The organism is Hahella sp. NS-SX17, from assembly GCF_057367735.1.
Genome location: NZ_CM170632.1, coordinates 2,237,679 through 2,254,396 on the forward strand (window position 1 = coordinate 2,237,679; position 16,718 = coordinate 2,254,396).

Consider the following 16,718-nt stretch of genomic DNA (forward strand, 5'->3'; position numbering starts at 1 on the left):
TCAGGGTCCATGGGAGAAACGCGCGCAGGAGGCGATTCCGGTGAGTTCCCTCAGGGGGGAGGGTTAATTATTTGTCATATGCCCACTAGGCTTGTTTTTGCACGGCCTGTTCTCTAGCCCTATAGACCTATACAGATAACGCCGTCGCGCCAATGGAAAAGCCGATAGCGGCGCCGACCAGTACATCGCTGGGGTAATGCAGGCCCAGCACTACTCGCGATAATGCGACACAAAGCGTAAAGGGCAACACGCACAGCGCCAGAACGGGGCTGATTTCCGCTGTCAGCAGGGTGAAGCATACCGCGTGCAGGGTGTGGCCGCTGGGGAAACTGTACTTATCCAGCACTTTGGCGTCGCAAGTAATGTCGTTATAGGTGATGAAGGGGCGCTCACGCACCAGCCAGAGCTTGAGTAGCTTATAGATTGCGGTGCAGACGAGGGCGGTCACAATCATGAAGCCCCCGGTTTCCCAGCCTTCAATGATGCAGACGACGCCGATCAGGGCGTACCAGAATATCCCGTCGCCAAGGCGACTTACCGTGCGAAAGAACGGCGCCAGCCGGCGGCGTCTGGCCCAGGCGATGGCGGTGCGGCAGATGCTTTGCTCAATCTCGTCAGCTCGGCGAAACAGCTCTGAGGCTCTTGGCTGATTCATGTTGGCGCCCCCCTTTGGCTTCTCCAGATAAAAGAATGTGTGCGAAACGGTCGACAATCTGACTCCAGTCCAATGGCAATGCGCGGCTGCGGGCGGCGGCGCGCAGACGCTTGAGATGGCTTGGGCGCAGCGCCAGCGTCAGAGCGTGGCGGCAGAACGCGTCGCAATCCTGCCGTGGCGCCAGCATGCCGCTGATATCATGCTCAAGGTGTTCCCTGGCGGCTGCGTCATCGAAACTGACTATCCCCAGACCGCTGGCCATCGCCTCCAGGACGACATTGCCAAAGGTGTCGGTGAGGCTGGGAAACAGGAAAATATCTGCGCTGGCGTAGTGGCGCGCCAGGTCGTCGCCGCGTTTGACGCCCGCCAGGATGATGTCCGGGTGTTTGGCGGCGATGCGCTCTTGCAAAGGGCCGCCGCCTACCATCACCATGCGCGCTTTGCTGACCTGTTGCTGGGCGCGTCGGAAAGCGGCGATCGCGAGATAAATATTTTTCTCGCTGGCGAGGCGTCCCACATAGATGAATACGGGGCTTTCTTCGCGCACTCCCCACTCCTCGCGCAGTTGCCGGCAGCGAAGCGAAGGGCTGAACTGCCCGCAGTCCACCCCGCGGCTCCAGACCCGGGTGTTGCGTACTCCCATTCCTGATACCGCTTCGGCTGTCTGGCGGGTCGGCGTCAGGGTCAGTAGGGTGCGGTGGTGGAACCAGGTCAGGTAGCGGGTGATGAGTTTAGTCAACCAACCGAAGCCGTAGAAAGCGCTGTAGCTGTGGAAGTTAGTGTGAAATCCGCTGATCACCGGCACTCCCAGTTCAGTGGCGGCGCTGACGGCGCTCCAGCCCAAAGGCCCTTGGGTGGCGACATAAACGGCGCTTGGCGTGTCTTGACGCCAGGCTTTTAATAAGCGACGACGACAGGGCAGGCCGAACTTCAGCTCGCCGTACCCGGGGATCGGACGTCCGCGCACAAGCACGTGTTCCATGCTGTTAATGAGATCCTGCCATTCTCCGAGAGGCTGCTTGGGGTGAACCACCTGGACCCGGTATTGGCGCAGTAACCCTTCGCTGACGTATCGAAGGGTATTGGCGACGCCATTGATTTCGGGAAAGAAGGTTTCTGTCACGATGGCGATTTTGGGGCGCGGACGCTCCCGTTCCGCATCGGCGGCTCGTCCCTGAATGTCCTGCAAGCTGTGCTTTAAAATCATGCATCTCACAATATATGGCTTGGCTAGGACTACCTTCCTCCCGCAAAGTTACAGAAAAACTAATCCGAGATTGCAGAATTGTGACGATTGCCATTTTTGCAGTCGACCGTTATGGTTTGCGGTCAACCGCCATATTTCGCAGGCTGCGGGCCTGTTCGCCGCCAATGTAATTATTCAGAAGGGGATGCCATGCAATACCGTCAGTTGGGAAAAACGGAGCTGAACGTCAGCGCTATATGTCTGGGCACAATGACCTGGGGGCAACAGAATACGGAAGCGGAAGCGCACGAGCAGTTGGATTACGCCGTGAGCCAGGGAATTAACTTCATTGATACAGCGGAAATGTACCCGGTGCCGCCGCAGGCTGACACGCAAGGGCGTACTGAAGCTTACCTGGGCTCCTGGCTGAAGAAACGCAGTGACCGCAACAAGTTGATTATCGCCACCAAAGTGACTGGTCCCGCGGCTTCATTCAGTTATTTGCGAGGCGGCCCGCGCCTCACAGCCGCACATATCAACGAAGCCATAGACGCCAGTCTCAAGCGTTTGCAAACCGATTATGTGGACCTTTATCAGGTGCACTGGCCGGATCGCAATACAAACTTTTTCGGCAAGCTCGGTTATGAGCACAAGGAGGATGAAGACGCTACGCCTATTCTCGAAACGCTGGAAGCGCTGGCGGGCTTGGTGAGAAGCGGAAAAGTGCGGCATATCGGGTTGTCCAACGAGACGGCCTGGGGCGCTATGAAATATCTGAACTATGCCGAATCGCGCGACCTGCCCAGAGCAGTGAGTATCCAGAATCCATACAATTTATTGAATCGCACCTTTGAAGTTGGACTGGCGGAGGTGGCGCATCGCGAACGCATCGGACTGCTGGCCTACTCGCCTTTGGCCTTTGGTATCCTCAGTGGTAAATATCTGGGCGGACAGCGTCCCGCCAATGCGCGCATTACACTATTCAGCCGCTTCAGTCGTTACTTGGGAGCGCAAGCAGAGCTGGCGACACAAACATACGTGGAGGTGGCGGAAAAACATGGGCTGGACCCGGCGCAGATGGCCCTGGCGTTCGTGACGTCTCGCCCCTTTGTCACCAGCAACATTATTGGCGCCACCAGCATGGACCAGCTACGTTCAAATATCGACAGCGCTAACCTGACCCTCAGTAATGAGGTGTTGCAGGATCTGGAAGAGGCGCATCAGCGCTATACTTTCCCATGCCCTTAACAGGTACGCCACGCTCATTCAGGTTGGCTTCACGGCCTGAATGAGTCGATAAAAAATACAATAACAACAGCACAGAGCACTAAAATATGGTCGCGGATGTAAAAGCGGAAGCCCCAGCCTGGTCGGAGAAACTGATGTGGGGCGCTCTCAATGCCCTTGAGCGCTATCTGTTTTCCGAGAACTTCTTCATCGCAAACCTCAGCCCGTACGAGGAGATTTACCGCGATGGCATTATGTCTGTGCGGCATTACCTTCCGCTGGAAGAGGATGAAATCCAGGTTGGCGATGAAACCATCCCCGTCGAAAGAGTGAAACAACACACCCCCTTGGTGCTGGTCCCGCCTTTGGCGGCGACGTCTATGATTTTCGATATTCTGCCGCAGCGCAGCATCGTCCGCTACTTTCTCGCCAAAGGCTTTGATGTCTACTTAATCGACTGGGGCGAAGTGACGGAAGATCATTCACACCTGTCTTTGGAAACCTATGTGATGCAGTGGATGCCCGACGCGTTGCGGCAAATTCGTCTGCATAGCGGCCGTGAAGACGTCTCCTTTTTTTCGTACTGTATGGGCGGACTGCTGACCCTGATGTACGCAGCGGCGAGTCAGGACCCGAATATTCGCAATTTGGTGACAGTGGCCAGCCCGGTGGATATGCATCAGAGCGGTATGGCGGGAAGGGTGCTGTCATTGGTCTATCGGCCCGCCAATATTATTTCCCGGGTATTAAATTTTTCTCTAATGGATTTGCCTGCGCGGTTTCTACATATCCCAGGATGGGTGAACTCCCTGGCGTTTAAACTCACTAACCCGATGGGCAGTCTGATCAGTTCGCTGGAGTTGCTGGTGAACCTATGGGATCGTGAATTCGTCAAAAATCACACGACCATGAGCCAATGGTTCAACGATATGGTGGATTATCCAGGGCAAACCATCAAAGAGATGCTGGTGACGATGGGGCTGCAGAATCAGATGGCGAGAGGGCGGATGAAAATGGGAGCGACTTCCGCAGAGTTTTCCGCCATCAAGTGTTCGATTCTGGCTTTCGCCGGCGACTCGGATAAATTGGTCAGTATCAAAGCTGCTCACAAAGTGTTAGATATCGTTTCTACGGAAGACAAGGAGTTTTGTGTGGCGCCCGGCGGCCATGCGGGCGTATTCGCCGGGGCTAAGGCCCCGCAAAATGTATGGGAGATCAGCGCCGACTGGCTGGCGCAAAGATCCGGCGAAAAAGCGTCATAGGCGTAAAAAACGTGACAAAGACTACTTTTTGTCATAATTATGGCTAAAATAAGACGAAAGTATGGCTTTTGATAACTTAGTCACGCCGCGAGTAAAATTTATACAGTAGTATTAGAGCCATAGAAATGAGCCAGTAAGTTGTAAGAAGTTTTTGGAGACCAGCGCTATTATGATGTTAAGACTATTCGCCCTCCTCCTCGTTTTGAACGTTGCCGGACAGGTCTCCAAGGTCGATGCTGCCGAGCCAGCGCATGCGGCTTGGCCCGCTGACCAAAACTACACCACTCAGACCGGTGTAAGCCAGGGCGGAGCGGGAGACTGCATTCGTCGGGCGCTGGTGATGGTGGCGAACCAGTTTTTAAAAGGCGCAGTAGACGTTGATCCTCAGGGCCATCGCCCTCAGACGTTCGGTCAGGTGCTGTCTCAGCCTCAATACAACTTTGACGCAATCGAAGAAGGCGTCAGCGTTTCTGTTTCCTGGAGTTTCTGATTTAGCGCTGCGCCTGACTTTGTCAGGGCGCGGTTACGGCGCTAAACTCTTTCGTTAAGCCGTTTCTCTACAAGTCTCCAAGCACATACTTCCACCGCCAGTGCCCGTCTCTTAACGTTTTACAATTTTTTCCTTCGCCAGCGTACTGATTGTCCTGCCTAAAATGGCGAATTACACAGCATGGTATAGACTTAATCATTAAGTACGTGCGGAAAACTTTCCCAACATATATCAGGTCGTTACCCATGATTGCCTGGAATAACACCGAAAATGTTCCCGCACGCCCAAATTTCTGTCATGTGATCCGGTTTGAGGCTGTGTGATGAATTTATCAAGTATCAGTGTCCGTTTGCCGTTGCTGTTTCTAAGTCTAGCGACGCTTATGTTGATCGGTTTCGGATACTTCGATTACTCGACGACGAAAAGCGAAGTGCAGGCGCGGCTGGAGAGAAGCGCAAATAACATCTTGGGACGTTTGTCGCTGAGTCTGCCTGCGCCGATATGGAACTACGAAACGGAGTTCCTGAACCGTAATATCGAATCGGAAATGCAGGATGCTATTGTTGCCGGCATCGTCGTCAGTAACGAAGAAAACAGGTTAGCCGCCCAATATAAGGAAAGTGGCGAAGGAGAAATCCAGAAAGTTGAAGAGGGGGCGGACCTGCCTGACTTGAGTCAGGATATGGTGCTGACCCGTGACCTGATTTACGTGGAAAGCGGCGCAGAGAACAAAGTCGGCAGGGTGGAACTTTATATCGACCAGACGCCGGTTAAAGTCGCTTTGGACCGGGTCTTTATGAAAACGGTGGTGCAGATAATCGTGCTCGACGCGATTTTGGCGGCGGTCATGATTCTGTTGCTGAAAACCACGGTGCTGACGCCTTTGAGCAACGTCACCCACGCCATCAGTGATATCGCGCAGGGCGACGGAGATTTGACGCAGCGTTTGAAATTCAAACGTAAAGATGAGTTCGCCGCCCTGGGTGAGCAGTTCAACATATTTATAGAAAAGTTACAGGGCATTATCGGGCAGGTGGTGGAGACCTCGGACCAACTGTTGCACAGCTTTACCGAGTCGAGCGACAAGGTAGAGGAAATTTCCAGGGAAATGAGTAACCAGCAACAGCAAATAGATATGGTGGCTACCGCAAGCACGGAAATGTCATCCGCTATCGATGGCGTTGCAAAGAGTGCGGCGCAGGCCTCTGAAGCCACTCAGAAAGCTGATGAAACAGCGCAACAGGGTGAAAAAGTCGTGCAACAGGCCATTACTGTGATTCAAAGTCTGGCTAAAGAAGTTGATCACGCGACAGATGTGACGGAGAAGCTGGCGGTGGAAGGCCAGAATATCGGCACGGTCTTGGACGTTATTAAAAGCGTATCTGAACAAACTAATTTGCTGGCGTTGAACGCCGCCATAGAAGCCGCTCGCGCCGGTGAACAGGGGCGCGGTTTTGCTGTTGTGGCGGATGAAGTGCGAACTCTCGCGCAGCGGACGCATGAGTCCACCGATGAGATTCAGCAGATCATTGCGCGACTGCAACACTCCACAGAGGAGGTCAAAGCCGGTATGGGACTGGTGAAAGACCAGGCGCAACATGGCGTAACCCAGGTTCAGGAGGCGGGTAAATCAATTGAAATCATCGCGGGAGCTGTCGATAAGATCACCGAGATGAGCACCTTTATAGCAGAGGCCGCCCACGAGCAAAGCCTGGTGGTCTCGGAAATTAATGAGAATGTGGTCAACATCGCCAGAGTGGCGGAGGACTCCGTCAACCGGGCGGGCGAAACAGTGGAAGCGAACCAGAAATCCTCTGCGGATGCTAAACGTCTGCGTGATCTGGTGCGACAATTCAAGATTTAACGTTCATAACCGCGCAAGGATGCGATATCGCTACGCTAAGCGGCGCAAGGGCGCCGCTTTTTTTGTGCGCTAAGATTTATCCTATGGTCGGTTTGATTCTCTATTGACGGCAGTCAAGTCATTTTCTAGTGTTCATTCACATACTGGGCGCGCAAGTCACGGCGGCGATTCCTGACGTCATGTAGCGGTTCCAGTGCAACAGTCTTCAACGTCAAGTCTAAGACGGCTGACCGCAGATTTGGTCGGGGCGCATGCCTTCAACTGTGGTTGGCGAAAAATAACAAAAGGAACCAGAGATTATGAGTCAAGACCGTCCACGGGCCTTTAGGAAGTTGTCCGATTGCGTCGACGCTATTATAGAAAGAGTGGGGAATAAAATCGTACTCGGCCTGCCCCTTGGACTGGGCAAGCCGGTTCCTCTGGTGAATGCGATATATCAAAGAGCCAAGGACGACGCAAACCTCAGTTTAAAGATCGTCACTGCTTTGTCTTTAGAAAAGCCGGTTGGCCGCAGTAAGCTGGAGAGCAACTTTCTGGAGCCTTTCGTCGAGCGACAGTTCGCTGGTGTACCTGACCTGGACTACGTACTCGACCTGCGTAACAACAGCTTGCCCCCTAATGTGGAAGTGGCGGAGTTTTTTTTCAAAGCCGGCAGCTATCTGAACAACGCCCGGCAGCAGCAGAACTACATGAGCAGCAATTACACCCACGCCGCCAGAGACCTGATCGCTAACGGCGTTAACGTAGTGTTGCAAATGTTGGCCTATCGCGAAATCGATGGCAAACCCTGCTATAGCTTCAGCTGCAACCCTGATCTTTCTATCGATCTGGAGCCCATGTTGCATGAGCTTGCTGCGCAAGGGACGCCAATCGCGATTGTCGGCATGATCAATCGACGCCTTCCATTTATGCACAATCACGCCATAGTGGAACCGGATCGTATCGACTTTGTCGTGGACAGTCGGGACTTTGATCACCCCCTGTTCGCGACGCCCAACATGGCCATCTCTCCCGCCGATCACTTTATTGGTTTTCACGCCAGTACGCTGGTTCGTGATGGCGGCACATTACAAGTGGGTATTGGCTCTTTGGGGAGCGCGCTGGTCTACAGCACTATTCTGCGTCGAGAGCAGAATCAGGTATATCGGGATCTGATGCGGGACCTGGACTTGCGCGACAAGTTCCCCGTTGTAGACGCCATTGGCGGCGATGACCCCCTATTCGATGGTCTCTATGGTTGCAGCGAGATGATGGTGGACGGTTTCATGTACCTCTATAAGGCCGGCATTCTCACCCGTGAGGTCTTTGATGATCTGATTCTGCAAAAGTTACTCAACAAAGGAGCCATATCCACCAAGGTGGATCTGCGAATACTGGATGCATTAATCGAGGCGGATGTCATTCACGCTAAACTGCGAGCCCGAGATGTTCAGTACTTGATTAAATACGGTATTTTTAAACCCCAGATGGAGTTCAAAGGCGGCGCCCTGGTGTGTGAGGGTGGGCCAATAGAACCGGATTTAAACTCTCAGGATTCACGCAATAAAATCGCGGCGGCCTGTCTTGGGGGCAGACTGAAAGGCGGCGTTGTGATGCATGGCGGCTTTTTCCTTGGGCCGCAGCGATTCTACGACATGCTGCATGGGCTTAGTGACGACGAGCATCAAAAGTTTTGTATGACCAGCGTCAACTTCATCAATCACTTGTACGACCACAAGTTCGGCGTCCAGGCATTGAAAGTAGCGCAGCGCGCTGAGTCCCGGTTCATCAACTCCGCTATGATGGTGACTTTGAACGGCGCCGTGATCTCGGACGGGCTCTGTAATGGCAAGGTGGTCAGTGGTGTAGGGGGGCAGTACAATTTTGTCGCAATGGCCCATGAAATTCCTCAGGCGCGGTCCATTATCAAGCTTAAGTCCACTCGCAATTCAGGAGGCCGCAGCCTCTCCAATATTATTTTCAATTACGGACATATCACGATTCCCCGCCATTTACGGGATATCTTCGTAACCGAATATGGCATCGCCGACGTGCGCGGCAAGCCGGATAAAGACGTGTATATCGAGCTGATCAAAGTTGCGGATTCACGCTTTCAGGACGAGTTGCTACAGCAGGCGAAGCGTGCGGGTAAAGTGCCGGCGGACTACATTCTGCCGGAGGCCTATCGCAGCAATACGCCGGAAAAACTCCGCGCATTACATCAAAAGTACAGCGCCAAGGGCTTGTTTCCCGCTTTCCCGTTTGGGTGTGAGTTTACCGAGGAAGAGTTGAAGATAGGAAAGGCGTTGAAAGCCCTGAAGGCGAAAACCTCAACAAAGTTGGGCTTGGCGCAGGCGCTCTGGCGCGCACTGCATGTAAGGGAGATTCCCTTGGAGCTGGCGCCGATTCTCCAGCGTATGAAACTGGATCAGCCCCAGGAAATGAGGGAACGCATGGAGCAAAAGCTGCTGATTGCAGAAATGGGGGGCTGAACAGAGCCTTTGACGTAAAACTGGCGGGACGCTTCGTGATAGAATCCCGCCTTTTTGCGGAGCGGAATGATGCGACCGAAAGTTTTTACCGTGGACTACAAGTTGAAAAACGCTGAGGGAGAAGTGGTGGATACCTCATTCGGCGGCGAGCCTCTTGTGTTCATGCAGGGGGCGGGACAGGTGACTCCTGGTTTTGAGCAGGGGCTGGCGGAGCACGTTGCTGGTGATGAGGTATCGCTGACGATTCCTCCGGAACTGGCCTATGGGCATTTGAAGGAGGAGCTGATGCAAATGGTTCCGGCTAACCAGTTTGAAGGGGTTGATGAGTTAAAGCCGGGCATGCTGTTTCAAACTGAGTCTGGAGCTGAGCGCAAAGTAATCAAGGTGGTCAGCATCCACGGAGAAAAAGTGCTTGTGGACGCCAACCATCCTCTGGCGGGGTTAACCCTATACTTCGAAGTTCACGTCAGATCGGTGCGGGAAGCGACCGATGACGAAATTAAATCAGGCTATGCCGTCGGCTAACGCCCAGACCGGTTTGGGATCGTTGCTCCAGTACATTTGCTGCAACGATTTCTCCACCTGTTGTTGAGCCGTCCTGGCGACGCTTTCCGCAGGCGTATCCATCGCGACTTCCATGACTGGGTGAATCGCCACGTAGACATCTGTCGGCGTGGCTTTCATCAGTCTTACCAAATGCGACACAAATTCGTCGTCACCTATAAAGGGCGCGTAAGCATCCGGCACATTGTCCCGCCTGTAATGCAGGGTAATGGGCTGTATCGGAACTTGCGCCCGAATGGCGGCATTCAATAGACGGCCATGGAATTTTTTAACCCGCTGGCCATCTGTCGTCGTGCCTTCTGGGAAAATCAGGGTGGTGGCTCCGTCACGCATGCTGGACTCCAGCTCCGTCATCACTTGCCGCGCTTTGCCGCCGCCCCGGGTAATGAATAGGGTGCCAGCCTGCGCCGCCAGCCAGCCAATGAAAGGCCAGCTTCTGACCTCCGCTTTAGACAGAAAGTGTAATGGCTTGATAGCGCCGAGGACCGGAATATCCAGCCAGGAAATATGGTTACTGATCACCATCACCGGCCCGTCATGGAGTTCACCGGAAGCGTGAATACGCAGGTTCAGCACCCGACATAAACCCGCCAGCCAGAAGCGAGCGATTGGCGCGCGCTGCAGCCTGCCGGGCTTGATGGCGTCTATAACCGCCACAATCGCGGCGAGCACCGCGCCCCACATGAGGTAGGGGATCAGAATCGAGGCTCTCAGGAACAGGCGAACTGAATTCATGGCGTCCTTCCTCCGGGCGTCAGGCGCAGTGATCAGGCTTGTGGTTCTTTCATGAAATGCTTCGCATAGCGCGCCGCCAGCGCGTCAATGTGCAGCAGGATAAACAAATCCGCGCACTGGAAGTCAGGGTCCCAGCATGGATCGCCGCCAATCTGGGCGCCCAGGCGCATGTAGGCGCGGATCAAAGGGGGCACTGCCGATTTATTCGGAACGGGTCCAGCGGGTTGCGGTAATGTCCGCTTGGGAATGACTCTGGCGTTTTCCGCAGTGAGGCAGCGCTCTTGTAATTGGCGAGTGATAGACCAGGCTTCGGCTGTGCCTTCGATCACACTGATGGAGCCGCATCCCAGTAAATAGTCGAACTCATTGTCAATGACGTACTTGGCGATGCCGGACCATAACAACGCCAGAGTCGCGCCGTTACGGAAAGCCGGGTGCACGCAGGTGCGACCGATTTCCAGTTTGCGTCCCGGCAGCTGGCAAATAGCGCTGAGATCAAACTCGCTTTCAGAGTAGAAACTGCCCGCCAGTCTGGCTTTGTCATCGGCAAGCAAGCGTGTGGTGGCGACGACTTGTCCGCTGATGTTGTCTTTCACCAGCAGGTGGTCGCAAAAAGGATCGAAGCTATCGCAGTCCAGCCCTGGGACCGGGCTATGGAGATTGGCGCCGAACTCTTCCGTAAATATTCGGTAGCGCAGTTGCTGCGCCATGATCACCTCTTCACTACGCTGCGCCACGCGAACGAAGAGCTCCGCTTTCTTTGATTCCGCCTTGGCTAAGACGACTCGCTGACCTGATGTGTGCATAGTAATTCTCTTTATAGTGTTTTGGCGGATACTATGGCGATTAGGTGACAGGGGGGTGACGTTGCAGTTACTGGTTTATGACAATTGTTTTTAAGTAAGCGTTGGTGTACTTGCCAAGTCACTTGACTGAGAAAGGGGTAATTTTTGTAAGACTGGTTATACTTATGTGGATAAAAGTGCTATTTTTTCTATAAGTCACGAATAATTCTAAATTTTATTGGGGGCCATTCAGGAACGGATGGCGACAGGGGCAGGGACGGGACTCAAAATCTATAATGTGAGAGATACGGACACCGTGGATACTAATGAAGCTTGGCGCATATTGATCGTTGAAGATGATGAACGTTTGGCCGATCTTACCAAAGAGTATCTTGAATCGAATGGCTTGATGGTTTCCGTTGAGCCCAATGGCAGTAAGGCTGTTGAGCGCATTCAGAATGAGCAGCCCGATCTGGTCGTATTGGACTTGATGTTGCCTGGCGAAGACGGCCTTTCCATTTGCCGCAAAGTAAGACCAAGTTATAACGGCCCCATTCTGATGCTGACAGCGCGCACGGACGACCTGGACCAGGTGTTGGGCCTGGAGATGGGCGCGGATGATTATATGTGCAAGCCAGTGCGCCCGCGGGTATTACTGGCGAGAATTCGCGCGTTGCTGCGCAGGGTGAAGGAGCAGGGCGAAGCCGCCGCCGAGTCGCCGGTCGCAGAGCAGTCTGGAGATGGCCCGGTGCGTCTGGTGTTCAACAACCTGGTGATAGACCGCTCTATGCGGGAAGCCTGGTTGGAAGACCAAAGCATTGATCTGACCAGCGCGGAATTCGATTTATTGTGGTTGCTGGCCAGCAGCGCCGGCAGAGTGCTCAGCAGGGAAGAGATTTTCACCGCACTGCGCGGTATTGAATATGATGGGCAGGATCGCTCCATAGACGTCAGAGTTTCCCGCATCCGACCCAAGATCGGCGACGATCCGGTACATCCCAGACGAATCAAGACGGTGCGCAGCAAAGGATACCTCTTCGTTAAAGAAGCCTAACCGGGAACAGGGCTCACTGTGAATAACGTTTTTCTGCGCGTATATAGCGGCGTAGCGTTATCGTTGCTTGTATATGCAGTTATAGCACTGGGCCTGTTTCACTCCATCAACGCTGTACGCTATTTGCAATACCGTGAGCAACGCGTAGCGCCTCTTTTTAATTGGGTTATTGAACAGCCCGAAGAGCGGCTGGAATTCCTCAAGTCCATTACTACCGCTGACCTGACATTCGACATACTTGCTCCAGAAGAGTTTGAGTTCAGTCGGCTGGAGCGTGAGCGTCTGGCTTATGGTCAAACCCTGGTGCTTTCCAATAATGCCGGTATTCACGCCTTCGCTCAGGCGGGGCCGGATAAAATGCTGGGCGCCTATTTCGCAGACCTGCCACTGGAAAGCGCCCTATGGGCGGCGCGACTGATTTCGTTGCAAACTCGCGCTGTAGCAAAGGAGTCTCGCGAAGACACGCTTTTGGAGTTGGGGAGGGCCTTTAACCTGTCAGCAAGCCTTGCTCCCCTTAGCGTGATCGCGGAGTGGCCCGCTAATATTCAGGGACGCTTTCTGAAAGAAGGATGGACCTCATTACCGTCGCAAGGGCGCAAAGGCGATGCGCTGGCGGTTTCTTTTGATAAGCAGTTCATCTTGCAAATTGATCCGGTGCCGACTTTCAACCCCTGGGCCTGGCCAGTGTTGACGACACTTATCGTGGCCGGGCTGGTGTGTATCGGCGCCACGCTTTATCTGCTGCTTGAAAAACTGGAGCGTCGTCTGCGCAAGCTGGAAACCGTCGCCAGTCGAATTGCGCGGGGGGAGCTGGATGCGCGGGTGGATGACAACCGGTTTGACGCTGTTGGCCGCCTGGGAACGGTTTTCAACCGTATGGCTGAGCATATTCAGCGATTGGTGGCGGTGCAGCGAGAAATGATTCATGCGGTTTCTCATGAATTGCGTACGCCTGTCGCGCGTATCCGTTTTGGCGTGCAAATGATTGAAGACAGCACGGAAGACCAGTTTCTACATAAGCAGTTGTTGGGAATCGACTCAGATATCCAGGAGCTAAATGAGTTAATAGACGAAATCCTGACTTATGCTCGCTTGGAGCAGGGCGGGCCTATCCTGGATTTCCAGGAAGCGAATGTTAAGGATATCGTCAATCAGGTGGTGGGAGAGCAAAGCTCCGTTAAGCCAAACCTGGAGATCAGCGCTGACTTTGTGCGTGGGTCGGACCGTTGGAAAGTTTCTGAGGTGGAGCCTCGCTACATCCACCGCTCGGTGCAGAACCTGGTGGGTAACGCGACCCGCTATGCCAAATCCAAAGTAGTTGTGCACTGTAATTTCGGCCAGGAAACCTGTCGGATTGATGTTGAAGACGATGGTCCGGGCATCCCGGAGTCGGATTGGGAGCGTGTGTTCACTGCATTCGCCAGACTCGATGATAGCCGCACTCGCAGCTCTGGTGGTTATGGGCTGGGTCTCTCCATTGTGCGGCGAATCCTATATTGGCATGGCGGCCAAGCCTTCGTCGGCCGCAGTGAGAATCTTGGCGGCGCCAAGTTCAGTCTCGTTTGGCCCCGTAAGCAAGGGGCATAAAAAAAGCGCAGCCAACGCTGCGCTTTTTCAGGTTGCGTCGAGTTCCTTACTTGCTGATCACTTTCAGGTTGTCGATGTACATGCTGGTCGAAGGCTGAGCCCCAATCACATGTAAACGCAGCTGGGAGATAGTTCCATTCGGAGACAGGTTCATCTCGCCGCTGATGTTCTGCCATTGTGAAGTGGCGATATCCTGGCCGCCCAGTTTCTTCCAGTGGCCGCCGGAGTTGTCTACATAGTAGACCCACAGCTCAGCTTTGTCAGATGAGCGGCGGTTGCTGGTCAGGTAGACGTCAGCGCTGACCTGGTAGGACTTACCGGCTTCCAACAGGCCGTGAGCGTTGAATCCGGGGCCGGAGTACCAACGGTAGCGGCTGCTGCTGAGCAGGCTGTACTTACCAGAAGCGGCTGTATCGGTCAGATACAATCTGGCGCCGAAGTAGCTGCTCCAACCGCGAGCGCCATTCTCAAAGCCCTCATTGATGATTTCTTTGCCGCCTGGCTCGCTGGTGTCGCCGCCGTTATCGTCGCCATCGTCACCGTCACGGTTGAGAGGAACGATTTTTACTTCATCAACCAGCATATCTACGCCGGCGCTGGCGCCGTAAATCAGCATACCTACGTCGCGTATGGTTCCTTTGGCGTCCAGGGTGAAGGTGCGCTCATACTTGGACATTTCGCTGCTGGTGAAAGATGCGCGAGACAGATACTGATAATGCGTGCCGCTGTCGTCAGAAACTTTGAAGACGACGCGCATATTTTCACGGCTACCGTTTTCGCCCAGACCAAGTTTTGCGGTTAGCTTGTATTCTACGCCGGCTTTCAACTTACCGGTCAGCTTCTGGTAAGCGCCCGAGTAGTACGCTGAGCGGTTGGAAATTTCCAGAAGGTAGTCACGGCCGCAGTCTTTCTTGATGTAAACCTGTCCCAGATCGCCGGAGTTGCTGTAGCTGGTCCAGCTGGACAGCTCATTGAAGTCGCCGTCTTCCACCAGGTTGTCGTTCAACTCTGGTTTGCTGCATACAGTGGTGTCGTCGCCGTTATCTCCGTTATCGCCGCCGTCATCTCCACCATTGTCATCCCCGCCGTTATCGTCGCCATCTCCACCGTCGTCGATTTTGGTGGGAAAGAAGGCTGCGATCTGGTCGCCAATCTTACGCAGGTTTTGTGCTGCGTCGGCGCCGTTGCTTTGTCCGGCGCTAACGCCGCAAGCCTGACCTTCGCACTTACTGAGGTCCGGGTTGGACATCATTTGCAGTTGGTTGCGAGTGTTATAGGCATGTGGATAGGCCATGATAGTGCTGAATGAGCCGTATACACCGTGTCCACGGGCCCACGGCCAGATGCCGCCTTGCGAGTTTTGCACATAGGAGTGGCCGAGGCTCATGTTATGACCGAGCTCGTGAGTGAATGTGCTGTACCCGCAGTCTACGCCAACCAGGCTGAAGCCTGCTGAAGCGGCGTTGCTGTATAGTTGGCCTGAGCTTGCGTTTCCGGGTGGAACGTAACCGATACCGCACACATATCCGCCATTCATAGGCTCGCGCAGGTTAATCAGGGTTACCAGGTCCGCCCCATATTTCTGACGCAGTGACGCAACGGTGTTGTTGCGGCTGAAGGCGTCCAGGTTGGAGCTGTTTACATATACGTAGTTTGAATTAAGTTTTTCCGCGCCGACCAGGCGCAGACGCATATCGACATTACTGTTTGTGAACGCTTGATTGCTGTACTCGATATAGGACGCAATACGTGCGTCAATGTCGCGGCCATTGGAGGTTTGTGTGGCTTGGTCAATGTACAGAACCAGAACGTCTACGGTGTTCGTCGCGTGGGCAGAGCCAGCTCCGACACTGGCGGCGAACATGAGGGCGGCGGCTTTACTAAAATTCATTATAGTTTTCCTTTTTAATTTATATTTTATGAATTGCTTTGAGGCTGCTCCGGCGTGGGCAGATCCAGTGGTGGAATAGGTACGCCGTCGTCAGTGGGGGTGATTCGGCTGTTTATTTCGCCTTCGTCGGTGATGGTGACCTGTCCTGTGTCGTTATTGATGACAGCGGAATAAGTGCCGGTGCGGGTGGCGATAACTACGTGAGTGTCCATCTCTCCGCGGGTGATAATGACGTTGTCTGTTGGAGCGCCGCCTACCAGCGGGCCTTTCCAGACTTCTATCGTATCGAGCTGATTGTGAGTGGAAGTGATTTCCGCAAGCAGCGATTCATTTCTTTGTGGAATTGGCAGCTCCAACTGCCTTCCTACGCGCAGTTTGTCCAGCGCTTCCATATTTGCATGCATCCTTTTGGCGGGGATGCCGTTCACAACTATGTCCTCAGCTTCACCAGGCGCACTCCACATGGACATGACCTCGTTGGAGTCGTTAGCGTCCAACTCATCATTTACTGGTTCTGGTGGAGGGCCATCAGCGGAAAAGTCCATATCAGCCTGCATAGCGGGGCCGGAGGACTGCGGAGGCGCTGTGGTCTGAGATTGGGCGTCAAGCGGCGCCGGAGAGCTAAATGCGGCGTTAGCAGGGGCCGCGCCTCCAGGTTGTGCTTCGTTGGAAGCGGCTGGCGTGTCGGGGCTTGGCTTGGGGCCATCGGAATAGCGAAGTATTCCCACGACCGACGCCAAGGCGACCAGACCGGCTGCGCCCAGGATCAGTGGCTTCTTCATTTGCGTTCCTTTCTGACTGTGTTTGGAATCGAACAATTAACATTCCGCTCACATTCATCCATAAACGAGCGATCTTACCGGGCGGTTCGAGAATTTAGCCAAATGCCGCTTACGCCTCAATCGTGCAAATGGGTATTGGACTTTTGGCTTATCTATATCTGTCTG

The 16,718-nt window shown here is 54.0% G+C and carries 14 protein-coding genes; 8 read left to right on the plus strand and 6 right to left on the minus strand.

Annotation, left to right across the window (positions count from 1 at the left end; all coding sequences use genetic code 11):
• Window positions 1-127: 127 nt before the first annotated feature.
• Entirely contained in the window at window positions 128-655 is a 528-nt protein-coding gene (locus AC2IBB_RS10175) for a phosphatase PAP2 family protein (RefSeq protein WP_486332752.1), read from the minus strand.
• Window positions 615-1,862 (minus strand): glycosyltransferase family 4 protein, encoded by a 1,248-nt coding sequence (locus AC2IBB_RS10180; protein ID WP_486332753.1) that lies wholly within the window; start codon window positions 1,860-1,862, stop codon window positions 615-617. The genes AC2IBB_RS10175 and AC2IBB_RS10180 overlap by 41 nt, the downstream gene beginning before the upstream one ends.
• A 189-nt stretch (window positions 1,863-2,051) precedes the next feature.
• Here AC2IBB_RS10180 and AC2IBB_RS10185 point away from each other — a divergent pair, with 189 nt between their 5' ends.
• The 6 genes from AC2IBB_RS10185 to AC2IBB_RS10210 all read left to right on the plus strand — a co-directional run bounded on the left by AC2IBB_RS10185 (window position 2,052) and on the right by AC2IBB_RS10210 (window position 9,680).
• Entirely contained in the window at window positions 2,052-3,089 is a 1,038-nt protein-coding gene (locus AC2IBB_RS10185) for an NADP(H)-dependent aldo-keto reductase (RefSeq protein WP_486332754.1), read from the plus strand.
• Window positions 3,090-3,175: 86 nt separating this feature from the next.
• On the plus strand, window positions 3,176-4,330 hold the full coding sequence (locus AC2IBB_RS10190) for an alpha/beta fold hydrolase (protein WP_486332755.1): 1,155 nt from the start codon (window positions 3,176-3,178) through the stop codon (window positions 4,328-4,330).
• A 169-nt stretch (window positions 4,331-4,499) separates the two neighbouring features.
• The gene (locus AC2IBB_RS10195; RefSeq protein ID WP_486332756.1) at window positions 4,500-4,820 is read left to right on the plus strand and encodes a hypothetical protein; all 321 of its coding nucleotides are present in this window, start codon (window positions 4,500-4,502) and stop codon (window positions 4,818-4,820) included.
• Between the two features lie 322 nt (window positions 4,821-5,142).
• Window positions 5,143-6,684, plus strand: coding sequence for a methyl-accepting chemotaxis protein (locus tag AC2IBB_RS10200; protein WP_486332757.1), 1,542 nt, complete (start codon window positions 5,143-5,145; stop codon window positions 6,682-6,684).
• Window positions 6,685-6,983: 299 nt separating this feature from the next.
• The gene (locus AC2IBB_RS10205) at window positions 6,984-9,155 is read left to right on the plus strand and encodes an acetyl-CoA hydrolase/transferase C-terminal domain-containing protein (RefSeq protein ID WP_486332758.1); all 2,172 of its coding nucleotides are present in this window, start codon (window positions 6,984-6,986) and stop codon (window positions 9,153-9,155) included.
• A gap of 66 nt (window positions 9,156-9,221) precedes the next feature.
• The gene (locus AC2IBB_RS10210) at window positions 9,222-9,680 is read left to right on the plus strand and encodes an FKBP-type peptidyl-prolyl cis-trans isomerase (RefSeq protein ID WP_486332759.1); all 459 of its coding nucleotides are present in this window, start codon (window positions 9,222-9,224) and stop codon (window positions 9,678-9,680) included.
• Here the strand turns inward: AC2IBB_RS10210 and AC2IBB_RS10215 are convergent.
• Both AC2IBB_RS10215 and AC2IBB_RS10220 read right to left on the minus strand, forming a co-directional pair.
• The gene (locus AC2IBB_RS10215; protein WP_486332760.1) at window positions 9,660-10,454 is read right to left on the minus strand and encodes a lysophospholipid acyltransferase family protein; all 795 of its coding nucleotides are present in this window, start codon (window positions 10,452-10,454) and stop codon (window positions 9,660-9,662) included. The two genes, AC2IBB_RS10210 and AC2IBB_RS10215, sit on opposite strands and share 21 nt — an antisense overlap.
• Before the next feature lie 32 nt (window positions 10,455-10,486).
• On the minus strand, window positions 10,487-11,260 hold the full coding sequence (locus AC2IBB_RS10220; RefSeq protein WP_486332761.1) for a GNAT family N-acetyltransferase: 774 nt from the start codon (window positions 11,258-11,260) through the stop codon (window positions 10,487-10,489).
• A gap of 295 nt (window positions 11,261-11,555) precedes the next feature.
• On the opposite strand from AC2IBB_RS10220, the gene AC2IBB_RS10225 reads away from it, so the two are divergent.
• Together AC2IBB_RS10225 and AC2IBB_RS10230 are read left to right on the plus strand one after the other, a co-directional pair.
• Entirely contained in the window at window positions 11,556-12,293 is a 738-nt protein-coding gene (locus AC2IBB_RS10225) for a response regulator (protein WP_127972786.1), read from the plus strand.
• Between the two features lie 18 nt (window positions 12,294-12,311).
• On the plus strand, window positions 12,312-13,880 hold the full coding sequence (locus AC2IBB_RS10230; protein ID WP_486332762.1) for an ATP-binding protein: 1,569 nt from the start codon (window positions 12,312-12,314) through the stop codon (window positions 13,878-13,880).
• 46 nt (window positions 13,881-13,926) lie between these two features.
• On the opposite strand, the gene mep72 is transcribed toward AC2IBB_RS10230, so the two are convergent.
• Together mep72 and bamI are read right to left on the minus strand one after the other, a co-directional pair.
• Window positions 13,927-15,771 (minus strand): biofilm-associated metzincin protease Mep72, encoded by a 1,845-nt coding sequence (gene mep72, locus AC2IBB_RS10235; protein ID WP_486332763.1) that lies wholly within the window; start codon window positions 15,769-15,771, stop codon window positions 13,927-13,929.
• A 26-nt stretch (window positions 15,772-15,797) separates the two neighbouring features.
• A complete protein-coding gene (gene bamI, locus AC2IBB_RS10240; RefSeq protein WP_486332764.1) occupies window positions 15,798-16,553 on the minus strand; it encodes a biofilm-associated metzincin protease inhibitor BamI in 756 nt (251 codons plus the stop codon).
• Window positions 16,554-16,718 lie beyond the last annotated feature (165 nt).

Coding starts and splice junctions, on each gene's coding strand:
- AC2IBB_RS10220 (WP_486332761.1), bottom strand. CDS start 11,260: ATGCACACATCAGGTCAGCGAGTCGTCTTAGCCAAGGCGGAATCAAAG.
- mep72 (WP_486332763.1), bottom strand. CDS start 15,771: ATGAATTTTAGTAAAGCCGCCGCCCTCATGTTCGCCGCCAGTGTCGGA.
- AC2IBB_RS10200 (WP_486332757.1), top strand. CDS start 5,143: ATGAATTTATCAAGTATCAGTGTCCGTTTGCCGTTGCTGTTTCTAAGT.
- AC2IBB_RS10195 (WP_486332756.1), top strand. CDS start 4,500: ATGATGTTAAGACTATTCGCCCTCCTCCTCGTTTTGAACGTTGCCGGA.
- AC2IBB_RS10210 (WP_486332759.1), top strand. CDS start 9,222: ATGATGCGACCGAAAGTTTTTACCGTGGACTACAAGTTGAAAAACGCT.
- AC2IBB_RS10205 (WP_486332758.1), top strand. CDS start 6,984: ATGAGTCAAGACCGTCCACGGGCCTTTAGGAAGTTGTCCGATTGCGTC.
- AC2IBB_RS10185 (WP_486332754.1), top strand. CDS start 2,052: ATGCAATACCGTCAGTTGGGAAAAACGGAGCTGAACGTCAGCGCTATA.
- AC2IBB_RS10190 (WP_486332755.1), top strand. CDS start 3,176: ATGGTCGCGGATGTAAAAGCGGAAGCCCCAGCCTGGTCGGAGAAACTG.
- AC2IBB_RS10175 (WP_486332752.1), bottom strand. CDS start 655: ATGAATCAGCCAAGAGCCTCAGAGCTGTTTCGCCGAGCTGACGAGATT.
- bamI (WP_486332764.1), bottom strand. CDS start 16,553: ATGAAGAAGCCACTGATCCTGGGCGCAGCCGGTCTGGTCGCCTTGGCG.
- AC2IBB_RS10215 (WP_486332760.1), bottom strand. CDS start 10,454: ATGAATTCAGTTCGCCTGTTCCTGAGAGCCTCGATTCTGATCCCCTAC.
- AC2IBB_RS10180 (WP_486332753.1), bottom strand. CDS start 1,862: ATGATTTTAAAGCACAGCTTGCAGGACATTCAGGGACGAGCCGCCGAT.